Source organism: Metabacillus fastidiosus NBRC 101226 (genome assembly GCF_001591625.1).
GTDB classification, from domain to species: Bacteria; Bacillota; Bacilli; order Bacillales; family Bacillaceae; genus Metabacillus; species Metabacillus fastidiosus.
The window spans coordinates 1-3,269 of sequence record NZ_BCVG01000190.1; the positions used below are offsets into that span (position 1 = coordinate 1).

The window sequence follows — 3,269 nt, forward strand, 5'->3', positions numbered from 1 at the left end:
ATTAGTTGAACCAATCGGACTTTTACGAGCAGTCGATCTCCAACTTCACTTCTTTGAACCCTCAGAACTTTGAAATGGGAGTCTTACTGCTCGTTAAGGCTGGGATAAAAGTTGATCATTTAAAAGAAGGGAATGAAAGAAATGGCAGAACGAGATAGTAAAAAAGGACAGCAGAAGAAAATGAAGAAAGCTAGTGACGCAATTAATACAGAAAAAGATTTCGGAAATGATCCAGCAGAGTTAAAACATAATGAAATACGAGGAAAAAAATAAAAATTGTCCTCTAGCTATCTGTTTCCACGCTAGAGGACCACTCTTTTCATTATGAAATAGAACTTTTCATTACCTCTTTTTTCAATACCCCTAGCAGAAGTGCTGTTATAAGTGCTCCGCTAATAATCGCTGCTGCGTATAAGAACGGGTTTCCTTCCACAAACGGGATAATGAATGCTCCGCCATGCGGTGCACGCAGACCGATTCCAAATAGCATTGCAAGACCGCCTGCAGCAGCTGATCCTGTAATAATTGATGTCAGAACACGAACTGGGTCTTTCGCTGCAAATGGAATAACTCCTTCTGTAATAAAGGAAAAGCCCATAATATAACACCCAACCCCAGCTTCACGTTCACTCTTTGTAAATTTATGACGAAAAATTGTCGTTGCTAATGCAACACCGAGTGGCGGAACGATCCCCCCTGCCATTATTGCAGCATGCGGGGTAAAATGACCAGCTTCAATCATCGCAAGTCCAAAAGTAAATGCTCCTTTATTAATTGGTCCACCCATATCAATTGCCATCATTCCACCCAATATAATACCTAATATAACGAGATTAGTCGTACCTAATCCATTTAAGAATTCATTTATTTGTATATTAAGTAAACTTATCGGTTTATTCACAAGGAACAACATCATCATTCCTGTTAGAAAAATACTAAAAAGAGGATACAAAAGGACTGGTTTCATTCCTTCGAGCGCCTGTGGAAGCCTAAGGAAACATCTCTTCAGCAATATAATGATATACCCCGCTAAAAAACCTGCGATCAATCCGCCGAGAAATCCTGCTCCACTTTGTGCAGCCATCAATCCCCCGACCATTCCAGGTGCTAAGCCTGGGCGCTCTGCAATACTCATTGCAATAAAACCAGCTAATACCGGAATCATCAAACCAAAGACACTTCCCCCGCCAATCGTGTTTAATGCTTCAGTAAAAACACTGTACGGTGAATGGTCTTGAATGCCAAGCATAAACGAAATGGCAATTAAAATGCCACCCCCAACTACAAACGGAAGCATATTTGAAACACCATTCATTAAATGCTTATAAAATTCAGAAACAATCTCTATTTTTTTAACTGTCCCTTTATAAACGGGTGCATCTTGCTGTACCGCACTCTTAAGCAATTTCTCAGGCTGGCGAATGCCTTCAGCAACCCCTGCTCTTAATACATGCTTTCCTTTAAATCGATCCATCTCAACCTGTTTGTCAGCCGCAATGATAATTGCTGCTGCTTTTTCAATTTCTTCTTTCGTTAAAACATTTTCGATACCTCTTGATCCATTTGTTTCCACTTTAAGTCTTATATTTAATTCTAGTGCTTTTTCCTTTAAAGCGTCAGCCGCCATATATGTATGAGCAATTCCTGCCGGACAAGCTGTTACTGCTAAAACCATAGCTTTTTCCACTTGTTCATTCTCTTCTCTATCATAGAGGTCAATAATTCCAAGTACATCTTCCACTGTTTTAGCAAAAATTAATTTCTCTCTTACTTCTGCTTTCATTAAAATCAGCGACAATCTTGACAACGCTTTCAAATGCATGTCGTCTGCACCGTCAGGAGTAGCAATCATAAAGAAAAGCCGACTCGGTTCATAATCAAAAGATTCAAAATCAATTCCCTCTTCCGATTTACCAAATGCAATTGCAACGGATTTCACGGCATCTGTCTTTGCATGCGGAGTAGCAATCCCTTCACCAATACCTGTTGTACTTTGATCTTCACGTGCAAAGACTGCCTCTGTAAATCTTTCCTTATCAACTAATTTTTCAGCATCATCTAAAAGTTCGGCGAGTTCATGAATGACATTTATTTTCGAGTTTGATTCAAGCTGCAGCTTAATCGTATTTTTCGTTAATAAATCAGTAATTCTCATTCCATCTCTCTCCTTATAGCCTTGTGATCTTTATCTCCTTCATCAGCTTTGTCGCTTCTTCACTCGTACATAATTCGATTGAAAACGCTGTTGCAGTTCCTGATGCTACTCCTAGTCTGAAAGCTTCTTTCTTTGTTTTCCCATTCACAAATCCGCTTAAAAAACCGGCAACAACTGAGTCACCGGCACCGGCCGAGTTTTTCACAGCTCCTTCCGGTACACTGGCAAAATAAGAAACCTCTTTAGTTAAAAATAATGCACCTTCCCCTGCTAGTGAAACAATGACATTTTCTATGTTCTTTTCAACCAATTTTTGACCGTAAATATATGCATCTTCTATCCCTTGAATCCTTACACCAAAAAGCTCCCCGAGTTCGTAATGGTTCGGCTTCATTAAAAATAACTTTGCTGAAGGACTAATTTGTTTTAATACTTCACCAGATAGATCAGCAATGATAGAAACGTTCTTTTCCTCACAAATATGAATAATAGCATGATAAATAGATAGAGGTACTGATCGAGGCATACTGCCGGCTAGCACGATGATATCTCCTTTTCTCAGAAAATCGAGTTTATGTAGAAATTCTGATATTTCCTCCGCTTTTACATATGGACCTGTCCCATTTATTTCTGTTTCATCATCTGTATGTAATTTAATATTAATCCTTGTATCTTCCTTGATCTTCACAAAATCAGTTTCAATTTCTTCCTCACTAAGAAATGTTTCAATATAATCACCTGTAAAACCGCCTATAAATCCTAATACTTTTGAGCTTACACCGTGTCTTTTTAACACACGTGAAACATTAATCCCCTTCCCCCCTGGAAATTTCTCATCCCAGCTTGTCCGATTTAACCCTCCCAACTGAAAATGATCAACCTTCATCACGTAATCGACTGAAGGATTTAAAGTAACAGTGTAAATCATAGAGACACGACCTTTTTCGTTAGTTATCATTAACTTATCCTACATGTGGAAACAATAGGAAGCAATCAAAATCGTTCGCTGTTTAATCTGAATTTTCTGCCTTTTTTACAGTTCTCTTGTCGAATAACCGGTTATAAAGGAAGAAGCTGTCCGATAAGTCCCTAATAAAGTGAAACTTCTATCAGT

At 38.6% G+C, this 3,269-nt stretch carries 3 protein-coding genes; 1 reads left to right on the forward strand and 2 read right to left on the reverse strand.

Translation table 11 applies throughout. The features are described from left to right. Window positions 1–141 precede the first annotated feature (141 nt). Window positions 142–273 carry a hypothetical protein gene (locus BFA01S_RS23555; RefSeq protein ID WP_268874897.1) on the forward strand — a complete coding sequence of 44 codons (132 nt, stop codon included), beginning with the start codon at window positions 142–144 and terminating at the stop codon, window positions 271–273. Window positions 274–322: 49 nt separating this feature from the next. Here BFA01S_RS23555 and BFA01S_RS21135 read toward each other — a convergent pair whose 3' ends face one another. Then, window positions 323–2,155, reverse strand: a complete 1,833-nt coding sequence (locus BFA01S_RS21135; protein WP_066235554.1) for a PTS fructose transporter subunit IIABC — start codon at window positions 2,153–2,155, stop codon at window positions 323–325. A gap of 13 nt (window positions 2,156–2,168) precedes the next feature. Continuing rightward, entirely contained in the window at window positions 2,169–3,083 is a 915-nt protein-coding gene (gene pfkB, locus BFA01S_RS21140; protein WP_066235556.1) for a 1-phosphofructokinase, read from the reverse strand. Between the last annotated feature and the right edge of the window lie 186 nt (window positions 3,084–3,269).

Bases quoted from the DNA above. Each gene is read 5' to 3' on its own strand.
- BFA01S_RS23555 (WP_268874897.1), top strand. From the start codon at position 142: ATGGCAGAACGAGATAGTAAAAAAGGACAGCAGAAGAAAATGAAGAAA.
- BFA01S_RS21135 (WP_066235554.1), bottom strand. From the start codon at position 2,155: ATGAGAATTACTGATTTATTAACGAAAAATACGATTAAGCTGCAGCTT.
- pfkB (WP_066235556.1), bottom strand. From the start codon at position 3,083: ATGATTTACACTGTTACTTTAAATCCTTCAGTCGATTACGTGATGAAG.